The organism is Bradyrhizobium sp. 956_D2_N1_4 (assembly GCF_052076025.1).
In the GTDB taxonomy this organism is placed as follows: Bacteria; Pseudomonadota; Alphaproteobacteria; order Rhizobiales; family Xanthobacteraceae; genus Bradyrhizobium; species Bradyrhizobium barranii.
The window spans coordinates 3,436,667-3,454,471 of sequence record NZ_CP197237.1; the positions used below are offsets into that span (position 1 = coordinate 3,436,667).

General features: G+C 63.4%; 21 protein-coding genes and 1 tRNA gene. 14 read left to right on the top strand and 8 right to left on the bottom strand.

Features of this window, described 5'->3' with window-relative positions; all coding sequences use genetic code 11:
- The first annotated feature begins 126 nt into the window (after positions 1-126).
- Positions 127-1,497 (top strand): hypothetical protein, encoded by a 1,371-nt coding sequence (locus AB7535_RS16090; RefSeq protein ID WP_208071271.1) that lies wholly within the window; start codon positions 127-129, stop codon positions 1,495-1,497.
- 146 nt (positions 1,498-1,643) lie between these two features.
- Positions 1,644-2,024 carry a hypothetical protein gene (locus AB7535_RS16095; protein ID WP_028147889.1) on the top strand — a complete coding sequence of 127 codons (381 nt, stop codon included), beginning with the start codon at positions 1,644-1,646 and terminating at the stop codon, positions 2,022-2,024.
- Here the strand turns inward: AB7535_RS16095 and AB7535_RS16100 are convergent.
- Positions 1,984-3,648 (bottom strand): glycoside hydrolase family 17 protein, encoded by a 1,665-nt coding sequence (locus AB7535_RS16100; RefSeq protein WP_135213683.1) that lies wholly within the window; start codon positions 3,646-3,648, stop codon positions 1,984-1,986. The genes AB7535_RS16095 and AB7535_RS16100 overlap by 41 nt on opposite strands.
- A 222-nt stretch (positions 3,649-3,870) precedes the next feature.
- Here AB7535_RS16100 and AB7535_RS16105 point away from each other — a divergent pair, with 222 nt between their 5' ends.
- From AB7535_RS16105 to AB7535_RS16115, 3 genes are all read left to right on the top strand, one after another.
- Positions 3,871-4,467: a beta-1-3, beta-1-6-glucan biosynthesis protein gene (locus AB7535_RS16105; RefSeq protein WP_135213684.1), complete on the top strand. Its 597-nt coding sequence runs from the start codon at positions 3,871-3,873 to the stop codon at positions 4,465-4,467.
- A 214-nt stretch (positions 4,468-4,681) separates the two neighbouring features.
- Entirely contained in the window at positions 4,682-7,351 is a 2,670-nt protein-coding gene (locus tag AB7535_RS16110) for a glycosyltransferase (protein ID WP_063983203.1), read from the top strand.
- Between the two features lie 327 nt (positions 7,352-7,678).
- Positions 7,679-7,754, top strand: a tRNA-Lys gene (locus AB7535_RS16115).
- A 210-nt stretch (positions 7,755-7,964) separates the two neighbouring features.
- Here AB7535_RS16115 and AB7535_RS16120 read toward each other — a convergent pair.
- Both AB7535_RS16120 and AB7535_RS16125 read right to left on the bottom strand, forming a co-directional pair.
- Complete coding sequence (locus AB7535_RS16120) at positions 7,965-8,126, bottom strand: hypothetical protein (RefSeq protein ID WP_167767900.1); 162 nt, start codon at positions 8,124-8,126, stop codon at positions 7,965-7,967.
- Positions 8,117-8,314, bottom strand: a complete 198-nt coding sequence (locus AB7535_RS16125) for a hypothetical protein (protein ID WP_193560862.1) — start codon at positions 8,312-8,314, stop codon at positions 8,117-8,119. The genes AB7535_RS16120 and AB7535_RS16125 overlap by 10 nt, the downstream gene beginning before the upstream one ends.
- 473 nt (positions 8,315-8,787) lie before the next feature.
- On the opposite strand from AB7535_RS16125, the gene AB7535_RS16130 reads away from it, so the two are divergent.
- The 4 genes from AB7535_RS16130 (at position 8,788) to AB7535_RS16145 (ending at position 11,029) form a co-directional block, all read left to right on the top strand.
- A complete protein-coding gene (locus tag AB7535_RS16130) occupies positions 8,788-9,060 on the top strand; it encodes a hypothetical protein (RefSeq protein ID WP_135213685.1) in 273 nt (90 codons plus the stop codon).
- Between the two features lie 191 nt (positions 9,061-9,251).
- Positions 9,252-9,539, top strand: a complete 288-nt coding sequence (locus AB7535_RS16135; protein WP_135213686.1) for a hypothetical protein — start codon at positions 9,252-9,254, stop codon at positions 9,537-9,539.
- Between the two features lie 445 nt (positions 9,540-9,984).
- Positions 9,985-10,143: a hypothetical protein gene (locus tag AB7535_RS16140; RefSeq protein ID WP_439036671.1), complete on the top strand. Its 159-nt coding sequence runs from the start codon at positions 9,985-9,987 to the stop codon at positions 10,141-10,143.
- A 61-nt stretch (positions 10,144-10,204) separates the two neighbouring features.
- Positions 10,205-11,029 (top strand): hypothetical protein, encoded by an 825-nt coding sequence (locus AB7535_RS16145; protein WP_439036672.1) that lies wholly within the window; start codon positions 10,205-10,207, stop codon positions 11,027-11,029.
- Positions 11,030-11,338: 309 nt separating this feature from the next.
- Here the strand turns inward: AB7535_RS16145 and AB7535_RS16150 are convergent, their stop codons facing one another.
- Positions 11,339-12,001: a hypothetical protein gene (locus AB7535_RS16150; RefSeq protein WP_439036673.1), complete on the bottom strand. Its 663-nt coding sequence runs from the start codon at positions 11,999-12,001 to the stop codon at positions 11,339-11,341.
- Between the two features lie 271 nt (positions 12,002-12,272).
- Between AB7535_RS16150 and AB7535_RS16155 the strand changes: the two genes are divergently transcribed.
- Positions 12,273-12,443: a hypothetical protein gene (locus AB7535_RS16155; RefSeq protein ID WP_166096634.1), complete on the top strand. Its 171-nt coding sequence runs from the start codon at positions 12,273-12,275 to the stop codon at positions 12,441-12,443.
- A 101-nt stretch (positions 12,444-12,544) separates the two neighbouring features.
- Here the strand turns inward: AB7535_RS16155 and AB7535_RS16160 are convergent, their stop codons facing one another.
- Positions 12,545-12,913, bottom strand: coding sequence for a hypothetical protein (locus AB7535_RS16160; protein WP_049807936.1), 369 nt, complete (start codon positions 12,911-12,913; stop codon positions 12,545-12,547).
- Positions 12,914-13,129: 216 nt separating this feature from the next.
- On the opposite strand from AB7535_RS16160, the gene AB7535_RS16165 reads away from it, so the two are divergent.
- The 3 genes from AB7535_RS16165 to AB7535_RS16175 all read left to right on the top strand — a co-directional run bounded on the left by AB7535_RS16165 (position 13,130) and on the right by AB7535_RS16175 (position 14,651).
- Positions 13,130-13,300 (top strand): hypothetical protein, encoded by a 171-nt coding sequence (locus tag AB7535_RS16165; RefSeq protein ID WP_167541702.1) that lies wholly within the window; start codon positions 13,130-13,132, stop codon positions 13,298-13,300.
- A 678-nt stretch (positions 13,301-13,978) separates the two neighbouring features.
- Positions 13,979-14,221, top strand: a complete 243-nt coding sequence (locus AB7535_RS16170; protein ID WP_028152129.1) for a hypothetical protein — start codon at positions 13,979-13,981, stop codon at positions 14,219-14,221.
- A gap of 187 nt (positions 14,222-14,408) precedes the next feature.
- Positions 14,409-14,651: a hypothetical protein gene (locus AB7535_RS16175; protein ID WP_063983193.1), complete on the top strand. Its 243-nt coding sequence runs from the start codon at positions 14,409-14,411 to the stop codon at positions 14,649-14,651.
- A gap of 136 nt (positions 14,652-14,787) precedes the next feature.
- Here the strand turns inward: AB7535_RS16175 and AB7535_RS16180 are convergent, their stop codons facing one another.
- The 3 genes from AB7535_RS16180 to AB7535_RS16190 form a co-directional block, all read right to left on the bottom strand.
- Positions 14,788-15,180 (bottom strand): NUDIX hydrolase, encoded by a 393-nt coding sequence (locus AB7535_RS16180; RefSeq protein WP_028152127.1) that lies wholly within the window; start codon positions 15,178-15,180, stop codon positions 14,788-14,790.
- 97 nt (positions 15,181-15,277) lie between these two features.
- On the bottom strand, positions 15,278-16,363 hold the full coding sequence (locus tag AB7535_RS16185; RefSeq protein ID WP_063983192.1) for an AI-2E family transporter: 1,086 nt from the start codon (positions 16,361-16,363) through the stop codon (positions 15,278-15,280).
- 190 nt (positions 16,364-16,553) lie between these two features.
- A complete protein-coding gene (locus AB7535_RS16190; protein WP_135213690.1) occupies positions 16,554-17,273 on the bottom strand; it encodes an outer membrane protein in 720 nt (239 codons plus the stop codon).
- Between the two features lie 256 nt (positions 17,274-17,529).
- Here AB7535_RS16190 and AB7535_RS16195 point away from each other — a divergent pair, with 256 nt between their 5' ends.
- Entirely contained in the window at positions 17,530-17,757 is a 228-nt protein-coding gene (locus AB7535_RS16195) for a hypothetical protein (protein WP_135213691.1), read from the top strand.
- Positions 17,758-17,805: the final 48 nt, after the last annotated feature.

Consider the following 17,805-nt stretch of genomic DNA (forward strand, 5'->3'; position numbering starts at 1 on the left):
GATGCCGTCATGAGCTGTCGCCTTGCTACCCCCGCAAACGCCCGGAATTCAAGTGCGACGGGGTTTTCCTGTTAATGTTCCCTGATTGATTCGGGGAAGCAGCTCGGGGCTGGGCACTTAACGTTCATGGCAAAGGATTCCGACCCACTGGCGGACGCCTTCGGGACCAAGGAGACCGGCGGGCTGTTCTCCGGACTTCTGGCCGAGGAAAGCGCGGTCGACCGCAGCATGATGTGGCGGCTGGGCGCGTGGGGCGTGGTTGCCGTCGGCGCTGTCGTGATGGCCGTGATGGCCAATCAGGCCCAGCTCGGCTGGCGCCGTGACCAGGTTGCGTCCGCCGATCTGTCGCGCCAGGCCGACCGGCTCCAGATGCTGACCAAGGAGAGCCAGAACGAGGCCCGCCGCCTCGCCTCCGCCATCGAGACGCTGAACACCGATCGGGACCGGCTCTATTCGCGCGTCACCGTGCTCGAGCAAGGGATGGATTCCGTCACCGGCGCCATCGCCAAGCAGAGCGCGAAACCGCAGGACGCGCCGGCGCCTGACGCGCAGCCCGCGGCGCCTAGCGTCGCGCCGGTCGCCTCCACGCCGGCTCCCTCGAGTGACAAGCCGCGCGCGGGAGCCGCGAAGGACCAGGCGAAGGAGCCGACAAAAGACGCTGTGAAGGAGGCCGCAAAGGATCAGTTGATCCCGCCGCCGCAGAACGCCGCCATGGCCTCGCTGGTATCGCAGTCGCCGCTGACAACGTCGGCACTGCCCATGCTTCCGCTGGTGCCATCCAAGTCGATCATGGCGCCACCCGATCCCGCCGCATCGAAGCTGACGCAGCCCGAGACGACGGAGAAGGCCGCCGAGAAGAAGCCCGAACAGGCGCCCACCCCGACCGAGGTCGCCGCGGCGCCAGCCAAGCCGCCGGAGACGGCCGAGAGCGAGGCCCCCGCGATCGCTGTCCAGCAGACGCGCTTCGCCATCGACCTCGGTGGCGCCAACTCGCTCGACGGCCTGCGCGCGCTCTGGCGCGGCCTGATCAAGTCCAATCCGGAGGTCGCGGCGCTGCGGCCGATCATCATGATCAAGGAAGGCAACACCGGCCTCGGCATGCAGCTCCGCTTGGGCGCCGGCCCGCTGATCAATGCCGCCGCCGCCGCAAAGCTCTGCGCGGGCCTTGCCGAAAGCGACCGCCATTGCGAGACCACCGTGTTCGACGGCCAGCGGCTGTCGATGCGCGGCGGATCGGAGAAGGGACAAGAGAAGACTCAGGACCGGGTTCAGGAGAAGAACGCGGACAAGAACCAGGACGCCGTCCCGCAAGCCGAGACTGCGCCAGCGCCCGCTCCTGGCGCCAAACCGGAGAAGCGCCGCCGCAGCTACTCCTCAAAACGCTCGTCGAAGCGCGAGGAGCCCGCGCCTGCACCCGCGCCTCAGCCGCCGGCCGCACCGGCGAAGCCGGAGACGGCCTCGGCGGGATCGACGCTGTCGTCGTTCTTCAGGCGGTAGGAACGCGGACGAGTTAGATCACTGCGGCCTCTCATCAAATTGGGGCGTCAATGGCCGTCGACCAATGACTCGTCGAACAGCGCAAGCGATCAGAAATATCCACCTCGCCTGTTGCCCCCTCCCGTCATCCCGACCATATTGCGCCCATGACAAAAAAGCCCTTCCGCCTCACGCCCTACCAGGTGCAGTTCCTGATCGTCGTCGGTTTCGTGTCCGTCGGCTATGCGATCTATCTGCGCTATCTCGGCATCGAGAACTCGACCGTCGGCCTCGCCTGTGACGCTGGCCTGCAGACGCTGATCTGCAAGGCGCGCACAGTCTCGACGGTGCTGTTCAAGAATTCGGTGTTCGGCATCGTCGCGCTGGTGGTTGCGACGCTGAACCTGATGCGGCCGTCGATCGTGCTGCTGACCGTCGGCATCGTCGCCGCCGGCCTCGGCATCGTGCTCTACAATGTCGTGCTGTCGGGCCTTGCGATCGGCCTGTTCATTCTTGGATTTGCTCGGCCCGCGCCCGCCACAGCGTGAACGCGAACAGCAAGTAGATCGCGCAGGTCCACAGCGACTGCCAGTTCTCGCGGCCCTCGTTGAACAGCACATAGGCGGCCGCCAGCGTGAGCAGGCCCGCGAATACCGATTCCGCGATCGGACGCTGGCCGATCTGCGGCCGGTTCAGCATCAGCACCGCGAACGGCACCACCGCCATCGTCAGCGAGGCGTAGGGGAAGTCGTGGTAGCGCGAGTCGAACACGAAGGCGAGCGCGGTCTGCGCCGCGATCACCGCGGTCACCGCCAGCGTCAGGCCGAGCACGGCGGTGAGCTTCGACCATTTGCGGCCCTCGCGCGGGCCGAGCAGATCGAGGAAGGTCGGAAGGCTGCGGCCGATCACCATCGCCTGCGAGCAGAAGATCGGCGACAGGATGCCGGCCAGAAGCAGCGCGCCCCAGTGCAGCCAGCCGCCGATGCCGTAACTCTCATAGTACATCTTGTCGGCGCCGATCCCGAGCAGGGTGCCCGCTGACGTCGCCGAGATCGCGACGCCGAGCCAGGCCGAGAAGCGCGGCGTCCACGGCCGCCTGCGCAGCGTGAGGCCGGCGACCGCGAACACCAGCACGCAGAGGCCCATGCCGGCGCCCATGTACCATTTCCAGTACGGGAAATTGCTGATCGGCTGGCCCGGCGGATATTTCAGGTTCCGGCGCACCGAGTCGTACAGGCCCCAATAGCCGCCGACGGTGCCTTCCAGCTTGCGCTTCCAGGGCTGGTCATAGGACTCGATCAGATTGACGCGAAACTTGTTTGCTTTCGCCAGGCCCAGGATTTCCGAGACGACGCGCGCCTGGTTGGTGCGCGACGGCAGCGCGCCCTCGCGCATGCGCCCTTCGCTGGGCCAGCCGGTTTCGCCGATCAGGATCTCCTTGCCGGGGAACGCGACCGCCATGCGCTCGCGGATCGCCTCGACATGGCTCGCTGCGAACTTCGCCTTCACCGGAACATCCTCCCAATAAGGCAGGATGTGGATCGTGACGAAGTCGACGGCGTCATAGACCTCGCGATTCCTGAGCCAGAACTCCCAGACGTCGGCATAGGTGACGGGCACGCTGACCTGCGCCTTCACCGAGCGGATGATGGAGACGAGGTCCGCGGTCGTCATCTCGCCGCGCAACAGCACCTCGTTGCCGACGATGACGCTGGTGATGATGCCGGGAAATTCCTTGGAGAGGCGGACGGCGAGCGCGGCCTGCTCAAAATTCTTGGCGCGGTTGCTGGAGAGCCAGATGCCCTGGAGCACCTTCAGCCCGCCGACCTTGGCGGCGATCGCCGGCACCTGGTCGAGCCCGTTCTCCATCGAATAGGTGCGGACGCAGTCGGTGATCTCCTTGAGCTGGCGCAAATCCTGCTCGATTTGGTCGGCCTCGATATGGGTCCACGCGTTCAGCGGCGACTGTTCCCCGCGGAACGGCGCATAGGAGACGCATTGGACCTTGTCGGCCGGGTCGATCGGGGCGCGCGCGAGCGTGATTGGCGTGGCCAGCCACCACCACACGGCAGCAATCGCACCCAGTGAAACGAGCAGAAGCGCCAGTGGCGTACGAAGAGAAATCGGTTCCGTCCTCCGCGAGGTGCCGTCGATTACCTGCTCACGCGCCATCTGCCAAGGGGTGTGTCCGGGATGGATCCTTCCCTCCCCCGAGGAATTTACCTGCGGCCGTTCGACAGAGGCCTAGGATCGTGACTTTGCTGGACAAAATTTCAAATTCAGGTCATGGACTCGGCAGGACTTTGCCGCCGCATTGGGGACCCATTTGGACGCCATCACCGGCGAGTCCGCGAGGTCCTGGCGCGGGCGGTCAGCTGATATATTGGGGAATTCATGCGGCAACGGGTGTTCGAGTTACGAAATGCGGTCCTGCGGCAGTTCGCCGCCACCTTGGCCGTCTCCTCCCTGGTCGTGATGGTCGGTCTCGGTGGCGCCTCCGCCCAGAGCGGCACGCCCGCCCCGGACCAGGGCAAGGCAGCCACCCAGCCCGCCGATGCCGCCGCCAAGGACGCCGCCCAGAACCAGCGCCGCACCGACGAGTTCGCCGAAGCAGCCCAGGTCATCAACGGCCCGGCCGGCAACCCCGAATGCGTCTGGCTCGGCCGGCGCGTGGTGCGGCTGATGTGGCGCGACGACCTCGATACCGCGTTCCGCCATCTCGACCTCTACGACCGCTTCGGCTGCCCCGGCGGCCACATCCAGGCCGCCTTCCGCTGCCTGACCCGCTTTGGCGGCCAGATCGATCCCAAGGTCGCCGAGACCCTGGACAGCCGCGTGCACGCCTGCTGGATCAACCCGGCATCCCAGCCGCAGCAGGCGTCAGCCAGCGCCTCCCAGCCGGCGGCGCCAACCACGGGCAATTCGCAGGCCCCGCAGCCGGCCGCGAGCCCCGCGCCTGCGGCAAGCCCGACACCGGCGCCCTCGAAATAGCCGCGATCGTTTCAGCCGCCGTTCAGGAACGATCGGCGATAGAAGCGGTTGGCACTGCCGCACATTCCGAAACTGTCATGCCCTCATACGGTCATGAGGCCATGACAGTTGTGAAACCGCGCGGCAGAGGTATGCTCCATTTGCCGCGGACTCGGTCGGATCTCGGGGTCGGATCCGCTTCCCTGCCACCTCAGCCCCTTTTGGTTTAGCCGCGATGCGCGTTGTCGCCGCCGTTCTGTTGCTTGTGTCCGTGCTTCACGCCGGCATCTGGGGAGTCCTGCGCGACAAGGAACCCGCGCCCGACTTCAAGGGCCTGCTGCCCAGCGTCTCCTACGCCCCGTTCGAAGGCGCGGCGCACCCCGACATCGACAACATCCCCACCGTCGAGAAAATCCGCGCCGACCTGAAGACGCTGTCGACGATGACGCGCGCGATCCGTCTCTATTCGTCCACCGGCGGCGTGGAGCTGGTGCCGCCGATCGCGGCCGAGTTCGGCCTCAAGGTCACCGTCGGCGCCTGGATCGACAAGGACAAGGATCGCAACGAGCGCGAGATCAAGGCCGCCATCGAACTCGCCCGCAAGAACAGCAACGTCGTCGGCGTCGTGGTCGGCAACGAGGTGATCTACCGCGGCGAGCAGAAGGTCGAAGACCTCATCGACATGATCAAGAAGGTGAAGGGCTCGGTCCGCGTGCCCGTCACGACCGGCGAGATCTGGAACATCTGGCGCGACAATCCCGACCTTGCCTCCAACGTCGACTTCATCGCCGCCCACGTGCTGCCCTATTGGGAAAACTTCCGCTCGGACCAGGCCGTCGACCAGGCCGTCGATCGCTACAACCTGTTGCGCAACCTGTTCCCGGGCAAGCGCATCGTGATCGCCGAATTCGGCTGGCCGAGCCAGGGCTACAACCTTCGCAACGCCGACCCCGGTCCGTTCCAGCAGGCGCTGACCCTGCGCAACTTCGTTAGCCGCGCCGAAGCCATCGGCATGGAATACAACATCGTCGAAGCCATCGATCAGCCCTGGAAATATTTCGAGGGCGGCGTCGGCCCGTACTGGGGCATCCTCAACGCCAGCCGCGAGCCGAAATTCGCCTGGACCGGCCCGGTCGAGAATCCCGACTACTGGAAGCTGATGGGAATTGCGCTGCTGGTCGGCATCCTCCTGTCGCTGCCGATCCTGCGGCTGGAACAGCCGACCGCCAGGCAGGCGTTCCTGCTATCGGCGACCGCCAACGGCGTCGGCGCCTGGGCCGCGACCGTGTTCGCGTTCTGGAATGACCACTATTTCATCTTCGGCTCGGCCTTCGCGCTCACGCTCGGCATGATCCTGCTTGTTCCCCTTGTCCTCATCGCGATGGCGCGCGTCGACGAGATCGCGGCAGTGGCCTTGGGCCGGCCGCCGCAGCGGCTGCTCTCCAAGAGCAAGCCGGTCGAGAACGTTCCCGAGAATTACTACCCGAAGGTCTCGATCCACATCCCCGCCTATTTCGAGCCGGTCGAGATGCTGAAGCAGACGCTCGATGCGCTGTCGCGGCTGAACTATCCGAACTACGAATGCGTCGTCATCATCAACAACACGCCCGATCCCGCGTTCTGGCAGCCGATCCAGGACCATTGCCGCGCGCTCGGTGAACGCTTCAAGTTCATCAACGCCGAGAAGGTGCAGGGCTTCAAGGCCGGTGCGCTGCGGATCGCGATGGATCGCACCGCCGTCGATGCCGAGATCATCGGCATCCTCGATGCCGACTATGTCGTCGATCCCGACTGGCTGAAGGACCTCGTGCCTGCTTTCGCCGACCCGCGCGTTGGCCTCGTGCAGGCGCCGCAGGAGCATCGCGACGGCGACCTGTCGATCATGCACTACATCATGAACGGCGAATATGCCGGCTTCTTCGACATCGGCATGGTCCAGCGCAACGAGGCCAACGCCATCATCGTGCACGGCACGATGTGCCTGATCCGCCGCGCCGCGATGGACATGGCCGGCGGCTGGTCGTCCGACACGATCTGCGAGGACAGCGATCTCGGCCTCGCGATCCAGCAACTCGGCTGGACCACCCACTACACCAATCATCGCTACGGCCAGGGCTTGCTGCCCGACACCTACGAGGCCTTCAAGAAGCAGCGTCACCGCTGGGCCTATGGCGGCCTCCAGATCGTGAAGAAGCACTGGCGGAACTTCCTGCCCGGCCGCAGTCGGCTGACGCCCGATCAGAAGCGCGAATATGGCTTGGGCTGGCTGAACTGGCTCGGCGCCGAGAGCCTCGGCGTGGTGGTGGCGCTGCTCAATCTCATCTGGGTGCCGATCGTCGCCTTCGCCGACATCGCCATCCCCGACAAGATTCTGACGCTGCCGATCATCGGCGCCTTCATCGTCTCGCTCGCGCACTTCCTGTCGATGTACCGCGCGCGCGTCGCGATCAAGCCCGGCCAGATGATGGGCGCGATGATCGCCGCGATGAGCGTGCAATGGACGGTGTCGCGCGCGGTCGCGCAGGGGTTGATCACCGAGCACATCGCGTTCGCGCGCACCTCCAAGGGCGGCCTGTCCAGGATGTCGATCGAGTTCCAGGCGTTCTGGGAGGCCGTGATCGGCACCCTGCTGGTGATCGGCGCCGGCGTGCTGATCGCCTCCAACAGCTATCGCCAGATCACCGAGATCTACATCTTCGCCGGCGTCCTGGTGCTGCAAAGCCTGCCGTTCCTGGCCGCGGTCGCGATCGCGATCCTCGAGCTCAGCCGCATCAACTCGTTCCAGTTCTGGCGCGACAGCGCGATCCGCACCGCCGAACTGATCGGCCTGCGCCCCGTGGCCCTGCCGACCCCCGCCGGCACGCCGCAACCGGTGCCGAGCGAAGTCCGGCGGGAAGCGAACTGACGGACGAACGGCCTCTCGGCGCGGGTGAAACCTCCGCGCCGGCAAGCCACCGGCGCTGTTCGGCGTGGATAGCGGGCCGCCAATCGGGTTGAAAATTCCGGTCTAAGCGGCGGAAAGCGCGAGCGAATCCCCGCCTCCGCCAAGAGTTTGGGCCGCCACTCGCACTATTGACCTCAGCGCCCCGTCCCCCTACACAGCGCGGGCCGAAAGCATGATCCGGAAACAGCCGGTTTTTCCCCGCGACGCCAGTTGAGGCAGCGGCAAGACATGCTTCTCGAATGTCCGAAGACGATGGCGATCGATCTTGAAAGCCATCAGCGGCCATGGGAGCGCGTAGCTCAGCCGGTAGAGCACGTGACTTTTAATCACGGGGTCCTGGGTTCGAGCCCCAGCGCGCTCACCAAGCCAAAACAATGACTTAAGCGAAATCACAAGCCGACCGAAAAAGCCGTGTGTGGGCACTGTGTTGGCAAACTGATTGCCGATCTGCGTCGAGGATGGCAGCGCGGCAATTGCTCGCGATCGCCACTAGGCCGGCGCGCTCAAGCGGCAGCACGCCCTCCCCGTCCGCCAGATCCGGGCAGATGCGCTCCATGCGCGCGAAAGAGCCCCACTAGGGCCGGCGCAACACCCCAAGCAGGTCGGCGACATCGATCACATCAAGGTCTTCGCGACGGTGGGCGCCGCGGAACGACGGTTTGAGGAGAACGACCCGGAGGGCGTCGCCTTCGAATACGATGTGATCGAGTGATGTGGAGCGGATAATCAGCGCCACATCGTTGGTGGGCTCAGGGCCTCGCGACCCGCCGCTTTCAACGCGTCGGTCGAGAGCTGTCCATGTGCCGCGGCATCGAGCAGCTTCGAAGCAACGTACGCTCTGGCGCCCGTCTCGCTTACAGGAATATTTTCGCAAACTTCATCGAGCACCGCCCTGAGCAGCGCAGTCATTTCAGCATCAAACACGCCGAACTCCCGAAATTGAGAGGATACTGAACGCTGCACAAGCGGAATATATTCGCTTGGCAGCGTTCGCCGCGTATTCCGGTCTGGGCTCTGAAATCCCAGCGCCTTCCAAATTGGCACCTGTCTGTCAAAGTAATGTGACAGCTTCCTCGGCCACATCAACAGGAGTTTGCAGGGCCTGCCAAGGCCCGCCAGCGTGAACCGGCAGCCTGAAACCTTCCCAGGTTTCGTACGTAAAATCTCTATCCGAGGTTTTTGTTAGTTCCCATCTCGGGGCTGGAAATGAACACCGCCGCCGGGACAATGTATTAGAGCCCGGCGGCGTATTTGTTGGTGCCTGAACCGGCGCGCGCCTCGAGCGGCGGCTTCCACCTGAATTTGTAGGGCAGATTTTTTCTAACCTGAGTTAGTTTTTTCTATGCCCAGCGTCGACTACCCCAATTTTTCTGCACGTAGAGCAAGGGGTCGACCGGGTGGTTCAACAACTGGGACTGGAGGATTGGGCCTGGCAAATCGCCGCCGACGTGTATCGCTTGAATCTGTATAGCCGACTCACCGGACGAGCGGCCCCTGGAGACGCCGTTTCAGACGAACAGCTTGCCAGAGCAATCCGCGAAAGCTTCACTCAAACGAACGACGCCGCCTATCGAGAAATGGTTGAGTTAGCGACCGATGCCGCTTTATCGGCCTACGATCGTGTCGTCTCACGCAATGTCAAACAGGCGCGCGCTCAACTAGCGAACTAACGGCTCGTCGGCGGATGATGACTAGCCTGCCCCGCAAGAGAACCCCGCCGACCTTGTGAGCCGCCGGGCTTATCTCTACCGCTTCAACCGGCGGCGGCGATGCGTCATCAGCCGTTACCGGACGCCACTCCGATGCATTGATGCCGCAATCGGCGCGATGTTATGCTAGTCGCAGAACCGGGAGTTTCTCGATGCGCAAAATCGCCGCCGCTGTCATGTTTGCCCTGATCGCACAGACCGCATTGGCTCAGGACCATGTTCCAATGTACGGCGAGTCCAAGGACAAGACGGAGGCCGAGAAGGCGGACGACATTCGGGCCGAGCGCGCCTATCAACGCTCCCTCGGCAATGTTCCCGACCAGAAGGCAGTCGATCCGTGGGGAACTGCCCGCGGCGACGAAGCGAAGAAGCCGGCCACGCCAGCCAAACCGGTAGTGAAACATTCGTCCAAGGCCAAGAGCGGCAGCCCCCCCAACTAGCGAATTCTAAAGGGGGGCCGCCAGCGTGAACCGGCGGGTCAGCGCTTCACTGCGTTGCCAGCTAATTCCATCGCGAGATCTAGGGCTGCGATTCCAATTTGGTCGGTCGGACGAGATCTACAGCGCCGGTCCATCCAAGCAATTAGCGCTGTGAAGTCACCGCCTCCGACAATCGCCTCCATCATAGAGCGAAGGCCGGCGAGGCTGACATCGAGCATCCAGCCAAAGCTTATGCCGTGGCGACGGCAATAGCCGGCCAATTCTTGTGAAGCGCAGAAGCCTGGTGTGTGCGGAGCCGGATCCTGAGCGCGGTGGCTCAAGGGCTACGAGTGTTGGTCCACGGGTCTGCAACCTTGGGGAAAACGCTCCCTAGGTCAGTCGGACTGCATTTTCCGAATCAACCAGATGTGCGCGCCCTCGTGTGTGATCTTGCTTGGGGGTATGCGTGAGCCAGTTTCTGTCGGTGCTGCTATTGCTGACGACATTGACGCTGACGGTGTGTTTCGGCGTGGCGGCCTGGCGCCAGTCCGCCGGCAGAGACGTCGATATCACCGCCACCATTTCACATCGGGAAACCGGCTGGAGGTCGGAACCGAGCAACTGAGGACCCTTGCGCTCGCCCTCCGGTTGAAGTCTGATGTTCTGGCGGAGCTCGGAACGGCTGCATGAATGAGAGACATTGGCCAGGCGTCGCGACTGCCGTCGCGATCCTGTGGATATTTGCGACGATGATGTGGCTTGGAATCGCTGGGCCAATCTGGCACGCGAGCAACGCCGCCAATCCAGACGCTTGGATAGGATTTGCCGGAAATGCCTTAGGAGCTGCCGTATCGCTTCTCGCAGCGATTGTTGCTGGCATAGCCGCTTATCGAACGATCCTGCCAATGCAGCGCCAACTTTCTGAGTTGGTCAGGCAGAACAACTTTGCGCACTATGAGCGTCTGCGACAGCGTGCTGCCGAACTCATCGACATGAAAATCCTAATCGAGAACGTTGCCGCGAATCTCGAATCTATGGAAACCGGGCTATTGCTTTCCGGCCTTGGCGCCAACGAAGGCAGGCAAGCCGCTTTTGATCGCCTCGAACAAAGCGCTGGAGTCCTAAATGCGGCGCGGCGAACTTTGTGGGGCGACGAGAATGCACAAAGCTTGACTGTCTACTTTGTCGACAACGCTCTGCGAGCGGTAAATGAAGTAAGAAACGCCTTGCTTGGAACCCGGCGGCCGTTTGATCGAGACGCGTGGACTAAGTTCAAAGGGATCGCCTTCCAAGGTGGGGTAGCGCTCCACAATAGGATTAGGCTTGAGACGGACTTTGTTTCCGCTGAAATTGCGGCGCTCGAACCATCGATTTTGAACCGGCCACCATTTCCTCAGCTTTGGAAAGGCGAATATCCCGGACCGGAGAAGCTTGCTGAAATGTATGCGCGTCGCCCGGCCCAACCGCAGTCTCGGGATAAGCCAGCGGCCACCGCCCCATTCGCGAGCTAGGGGTTCGGGCCTCCAAGTCGAGCAGCCCCTCACGGATAACGTCTCGGTGAATGAAACCGTTCGCCGCATCACGCGAAGCACTCAGGAAACAATCCGGGTCCAGTGTCTCGTCACCCACGAGGGGATCTCAAAATGATTATTCTCAAGGTCTCTGCTGTTGTTCTTGGCGCTGGCATCCTTTTCACGATGTACTCAGGGGAGCTAAGCGCAGACGTCGTGCTTGCCATCGTGTCCTGCTTGGCATGACAAGAAGACCGGCCAACGTGAACTCGAGGGCCAGTAATGCCAACTGCTTCGCTTGAACTATCTTTAGCTTTCCGGAGCCGACGTCGCAGCCGGCACACTCAGCGGCGCTCCCCCAACTGAAACCGGCCCGACAGACTTCGACTGCCGAACCATCCGCTTCCGCATCGCTGCCGACAGTCCATAGCGTGCATTCGCTTTTCGGATCGAGGACGTGACGTCCGACATCATCGCATTTTGCAGCGTATCGAGCTTCGCGATGAGCGTGGACAGCTGTGAAGATATCTTCCTCACATCCACCCGTTCGTCCGTGATGCTCTGTCGCAGAGACAGCAGCACCATTGAATCCTGCTGCAGCAGGGCTGCATTTTGCTGCAAGGCGTGGTTGTTCTCCTGCAGCGAAGCCGTGTGTTGCTGCTGGGCCGACTGAATGTCCTTCAAGGCAGCGACAACCGGATCCGCCTTTGGCGCGGACGCTTCCCGGCGCGGAAGCAGTTCAGCCAGACTGCTGAGATTCGGCGACGGAAGATCAGCCGGCAATGTATAGATCGCCGCCGCACCATTGATGGCCAGGGCACACACCGACAGTGCCAGGACCGATTTCCGGCTGGACCGCTTGGCCGGAGCTTCCGGGGCTGCGGGCTCGAGTCCTGCGACTGCGAGCGCGAGCGCCGCGGGGTCGAGTTGTTCGACGAGGCCTTGCGCCTCGGATGTCGTGGCCATGTCCATTGACCTCAAATGAGCGAGCAACAGGAAGCCGACGCCGGAACGTCCTCGCGACGGCTCCTCTACGCAGCACCCACCTACAACTGCCTAAAATTGTGGGCATTTTGGATTAATTCCACGTTAGCGACGTGGCCGCCTGGCAGGCCCGGCCGCCCCGGCCGATTACGGGGGGCTATGCGACCGAATGAGTCACGCGGCCGCCTGCTTCGAAGCACCAAAGCCGAGAGACAAGGCCCCCGAAAGGTGTAAGATTCACGAGAACCGGAGGAACGGCATGTTTGAAATCAGCGGTTTCGACACGGCAGGCGTCGTCAGCCTCAAGCGGCTGTCACTCGCGGCCGCCCTCAAGAAGGCCCGAGAGCTTGTCGAAGACGGGTGCTGGGACGTTCAGATCGTCGATCCAACCGGGCGCGTACACACCTCGTTTGAGGAGCAGGCCGCTTAGCGTAGCGCTGGACCGGCTCCGCGGCTAGCTCATCAAGAGCACGCTGATCAGGAGCACACTGATCCGGAGCACACCCGGTCTCACGCCTGACGGCCCGTCTCTCAGTACCGCCGATAATAATTCTCTGGCCGGTCCTGGAATTGTAGTGGAACCGTGCCGTTGGGGTAGCAGACACCGTCGCGGATATCGACGTCAGCGCCGTGGCCGCATGGCACCGGACGCCGGCGCATTCCATAGTAAGGCCGCGGGCCCTGATAGTATCCCTGCAGCGCCGCCTGGTCTTCGGGACGGAGATAGCCGTTGGGATAGCACATCCCGTCGCGGGCGCTCTGATCCCAATGATCGCCGCACGGCGGCGGATGCCTCGGTACGCCGCGATACTGCACCTCGAGCGGGCGTTCGACAGCTGCGGCAGGCGCCGTTGCACCGCCATGAAGAGCAAGGATTGTCGCAATAGTGGTGATCAACATCGAAGCGGTCCTCCAAGGCCGCAAGATAGACAACCCCTCTGAATGACGCCTGAACGCGACGAGAGCGCCACGACCATCAGGGTCGGCCGATGGCACGATGGCGGCCACCGCGCTGCACTGGACGCTGCAGCTGTCTGCAGTTCAAAGGCCTTGCCACAAAAGCCGGGAGACAACGCCCTCGAAAGGTGTAAGATTCAGGAAAACCGGAGGAACGGCATGTTTGAAATCAGCGGTTTCGACACGGCAGGCGTCGTCAGCCTCAAGCGGCTGTCACTCGCGGCCGCCCTCAAGAAGGCCAGAGAGCTCGTCGAAGACGGGTGCTGGGACGTTCAGATCGTCGATCCGGCTGGGCAGGTCTACACCTCGTTCGAGGAGCAAGCCGCTTAGTCGCGCCCGCCCCTCGGCACTTTTCAGAAATCATCCGCCCGATCCGATCACGCTTCGCGAGCCGTGGCCGTGACCGCGATCGAAATGAAAACCCCAGCGCCTGGTAGGGAGCGCTGGGGCGTTTTCAAAATATCAATCGGTAAAAGCAATGAGGCCTTCATAGCACCGGTCTCGAAGCGCGAGTGTGAACTGGTTCACACGGCTCCGCCGATCTTCGCGTACCGCGTCCGGGTGTGGCTATCCGCCTCGGCCGACGTTGGACGAGGCATCATTGAGCCAGCGCGCCGTTGCTTCATCGCTCCAGCCGGGGACCGCGAAGCGCACGCGAGGATTCACTTCCGTGCCGAAACGATCAACCGGAGGATGGCGTGTCGCAGGATTGTGCGCACGAGCGTGGTGCGCGGCGTCCGCAGACGTACACAAGACGATCAGGAGGCCCAGGGCCAAAACAACACGCATCGTATCGGCTCCAATCGAGTCCGTTCCCGCTCATGTAATACGCCGACCGACCCACCGCGATCTGACGCGGCTTCACAGCTAGGAGAGCGAAGCGCGAACGCGACGCTCTTGCGATCGAACGGACCGCCGCTCAACTCCCGCGCGCCGCACCGTTGCCAACCAATTCGTTTGGGAGCACGCTCTCTCCAGGCGCTTAAGACGCCGCACAGGGAGAACCACATGAAGGAACCGGGCCTGGACGGCCGCCATCGGGACAAGGATGGCGCGATCAGCAAGAAGCACGGCAACACGCTGGTCGGTACGTTGCGCAAGATCTACGGAAAGGCGTTTGCGGCCGGTTATCCCGATGCGACCCCGCTCAGCGAGGTCTTGCATCAATTGAACGAGACCTCGCTGAGCCAGTTGCGTCGCGATCACGACACCGGGCATCTCGGGCACAAGATCGACCACGCCTCGAAGTGAATGGACTTCACTTGGCCGATTTCGCTTGGCCCACTTCATTTGGCCGACTTCAGGTCGTCGAAACCGACTCCGCCGACAGCCTCTCGGACGCAGCTTGGACAGGCTGCGCGATCGGTCGCCTCGCCGTACTTGCCGTTTGAGCCCTCGCTACCCTCGCGCTAGCATGAGCCCTTTTACGGAGGCTCATTTGAAGCAGTTCATTATCATCATCGCCGCCATCGCGCTCGCCGTGACTGCTCCCGCCCGCGCGCAGGCGCTGGTCGATCCCAACAAGGTTGCCCCCGAATATCGCGAGGCGGCCGAGAAGCGCCGGGCCGAGCAGATGCGGCAGCGCGAATGCGCACTGAAGGCGGATCTCGACAAGGTGCTGCCCAGGGATCGCACCGTCTATCTCAACCATTGCCTGGACACGCTGGCGGTCAAGCAATAGCAGCTGGCTGGGGCCGTCTCGATCAGACCACGACCGTAGGCCGACCTGACCGCACGATGATCTGTCGATTTCGGGCTCGTGTTGTGGACCAGCGGGCGATTTGTCGCACCGGCGCCGCGAAGACGCGGCCCCCTCCTCACTGGCGCCGCGGCTTGCTCGGAAACAGCCGATCGCGGATGTAGCGCGAGGTCGGCGTCAGGCGGATGCCGCGCGGCTTCTGCCAGGCGGCGCGGTCGATCTCCTTCTTGTCGCCGATCTCGAGCCTGCCCTTGGCTCCCTTGGCGATGAAGATCGCGTCGCTCATCTTGCGGCCGGAGCGCTTATTCCTGGCCGTCACTTCCTTCCACAGGCTGATCCGGCCGAGCTTGAGCTTGGGCAGCTCCTCCTTGATCTCCCGCCGCAGGCAGTCCTTGTCGGACTCGCGCGAACGCTTGCGGCCGCCCGGGAACATCCACAGGCCGTCCGACCGCCGTCTGACCAACAATACCTTGCCGCGTTTTGCGGCAACCAGCTTGGAAGACTTCGCCATTACTGCCGTAGATCGAAAACAGAATCGCCCTATCGTAACTTGTCTAGTTGAATAGACAAGTTCGCGGGGCGCTTTGACCACAGCCCGTGCGAGCAGCTCAGCTTTCGCTCGCCGCCGCCCGGTCCTCGGTCCTGATCCAGGCCATCATCAACTCCCAGGCCACCGACAGGATGATCGGCCCGATGAACAGGCCGACGATGCCGTGGGCGAGCGTGCCGCCGATCACGCCGACGAAGATCACGATGGTCGGCGTGGTGAGGCCGCGCCCCATCACCAGCGGCTTCAACATGGTGTCGATGAAGCCGACGAGGACGAGAAACACGGTGAGCAGCAGCGCCGTGGTGACGTCCTTGGCGGTCCAGATCCAGATGATCACCGGCAGGATCACCAGGAACGCGCCGATCTGCACGATCGACAGCAATAGCACGATGAAGGCGAGCAGGCCGGCGCTCGGCACGGCTGCCATCTTGAAGCCGATGCCGGCGAGCAGCGCCTGCACGATGGCGACGCCGATCACGCCTTGCGCCACGGCGCGGATGGTGGCGCCACCAAGCTCGAGAAAATGCTCGCTCTGCTCGGGCACGATGCGAAACAGGAAGCCGCGCCCGGCCGCAACCAGCCGCGGCCCATGCGGAAACAGGAAGCCGGCGACGAACACCGAGACCAGAAACTGGAGCGTGCCGAGGCTCGCATCGCCCGCAAGCGACAACAGGGGTCCCGCCAGCGGCTGGAGATAGGGCGCGACCTCGCGCAGCACCGCACGGATGTTGTTGTAGGCCTGATCCCAGAGATCGTAGAGCCAAGGGCCGACCACCGGCCACGACTTGAGCTGCTCCGGCGCCGACTGCAGCGCGAGGTCGCCGGTGCCGAGCTGCTTCGCCAGTTCGCGCGCACCGTCCACCGCGCTGAGGCCGAGCCAGGTCGCCGGGCCAATGACGATGCCGAGCGTGATCAGGGTGAGGATCGCGGCCGCAGTCTTCGGGCGGCCGCCGAGGATCTTGGCGACCCAGCTGAAGGCCGGATAGAACGCGACCGCGAGCACGGCGCTCCAGGCCAGGATCGGCACGAACGGGCGGATGATCAGGAAGGTCCAGATGATCAGCAGGCCAAGCAGGCCGACCCGGATCAGGAGCTGGATAATGTCCTCTCCCGTCAGGAGCTGACGGAGACTTTTCACGGGCACGCCTTTCCTTGCGGCATTGACGCGGGTTCCGACACTTGCGCGGCAAAGCGTTATTGCCAGCCGCGCATCCGGCGTCAAGACGACCGGACCCGCGGCGGCGCAAGGGATCGGACCGCTGCGCCGCCCGGCGCGGCATCAGCTGTCGCCGAACGGGTTGGTCCAGTCGGCCGAGCGGTGGCGCTCCGTCCGCTCAGAAGTGGTAGTTCACGCCCACCGTGCCGGTCTGGATGTTCAGCTTCACATTGGCTGGAGTCGCCACCAGATTGCCTGTCGTCACCGGCTGCTCGGTGATCGTGCCGAAGCCCATATAGTTGTACTCGGCCCGCACCGACCAGTTCGGCATGAACATCCACTCGATGCCGCCGCCGGCAAGCCAGCCGGTGCGATTGAAGCTGCCCGAGGCGGAACCGGCGAGCGGGCCGGCAAGGCCGTTGTTGACGCTATACTTGTCGCGGGTGAAGGCCGCGCCACCCTTGGCGTAGAGCAGCACGCGGTCGAAGGCGACGCCGAAACGGCCGGCGACCGTGGCGATGTAGTCGTTCTTCAGCGACAGGTTGAAGCCGGCACCGCCACCGAACGGGCCGCCGGCATTGAGTGTGACGCTGGACCAGGCGCCGGTGCCTTCGAGGCCGATCACGAAATTGCTGATCTGGTAGTTGCCGCCGATCTGGCCCCCGACGATGCCGCCGCTGGCCGTGGCCGAGCTCCAGGTCGCTGTCGGATCGGTCGGGTCGATGCCGGTCCATTTGCTCCAGGCGCCGCCGCCATGCGCGCCGATGTAGAAGCCGGTCCAGCTGAAGATCTGGGCCGCCACCGGCGCTTTGACCGGCGCGGGCGCAATGATGTCAGCTGCACATGCTGGCGTTGCCAATGACAGCAGCGCAGACGCCAAAACCAGTTTCTTCCGCATGATCTCACCCCCAAATTGTCCGCCCTCCGACCGAGGCGACGATGAAATCTAGCTGTGGGATCAAGCGCGCGCTTGGACCAATCGGCGGCGCGATTTGGACTGACGGGCGCTCGTCAGACCCGGGAAGCTCCTGCAACGCCGCGACCGGAGCCCGGTTTGGCTAACGGCGATTAACCGGATTTCCCGAGGTCAGTTTACGCCGATGCAAATCCCCGCACCTACGCTTCTCGCCAACATTCAAAAACACTGATGTGCAATGGCCAACAGCATCTGGACGACCGAAGAATTCACCTGCGCGGGTTGCAGCATGAACTACACCGCGACACGGGAAGAGCACAGCGAAGCCCACACCGGCAGCTTCAAATGCAGCATCTGCAGCGGCGTGGTGCACACCTGGTCGGGGAAGCATCACTTCTTCGGCTGGCGGGCGGTGAAGACAAAACCGCCGGTGTTCGGACGGCGCTGGGCGGGCGTGCAGTGGTAGGCCAGTGGAGCTCAACAAACGAAAAATAAGTTGGCTTGGAAGATGTCC